This window comes from Hyphomonas chukchiensis, assembly GCF_000682695.1.
GTDB lineage: Bacteria > Pseudomonadota > Alphaproteobacteria > Caulobacterales > Hyphomonadaceae > Hyphomonas > Hyphomonas chukchiensis.
On record NZ_AWFG01000092.1, the window covers coordinates 1 to 653 of the forward strand.

Here is a 653-nt window from a genome sequence, read left to right on the forward strand (position 1 = left end):
GATGCACGAATGAGGATAACCCGACCGGTCTTGCTGAGACCCCAGAGCATTTGTGAGCCGGGGCCACCATTCGCCTTGAACCAGGCACGTAAACGCTGGATGCGCAGGAAGATCAGCGGCCAGATCGGTACGAGGTACCAGGGCAGGCCCTGCATGGGGCGGAAGAGGCTGAAGTCCGGCATCCGACGTAGTATACGCCGGCGTGGATTGGGGTTGGATAAGACGTGACGCTTCCCTCTCCTTGGGGAGAGGGAGTGAGGGTGAGGGGGCGCGGTGTTGCAGCCCTTCGAAATGGTTGCAGCGACGCCTCTGAACAGGCGTCGCTGCAACGAAGGTTCCGGGTGGGAAGTGGGGTGTCCCCTCACCCCCGGCCCCTCTCCCAAGGGAGAGGGGAGAAGTCTTGTCAGGCCATCTCGATGATCGTGACGTTGGCGACGCCGCCGCCTTCGCACATGGTTTGCAGGCCCCAGCGCTTGTTCCGGGCCTTGAGGCCGTAGATGAGCGTGGTCATCAGCTTGGTGCCGGTGGCGCCGAGCGGGTGGCCGAGGGCGATGGCGCCGCCATTGACGTTGAGCTTGTCCGGGTCTGCGCCCGTGTGCTTGGCCCAGGCCATCGGGATGGATGCGAAGGCTTCGTTGACCTCGTAGAGATCA

At 63.6% G+C, this 653-nt stretch carries 1 protein-coding gene and 1 pseudogene; both read right to left on the reverse strand.

What is annotated here, in order from left to right; genetic code table 11:
• On the reverse strand, nucleotides 1-182 hold a 182-nt coding region (locus tag HY30_RS18185; protein WP_034744459.1), incomplete at its 3' end, for a hypothetical protein.
• Nucleotides 183-403: 221 nt separating this feature from the next.
• Nucleotides 404-653, reverse strand: a pseudogene (locus tag HY30_RS18190) (acetyl-CoA C-acetyltransferase); the annotation flags it as partial.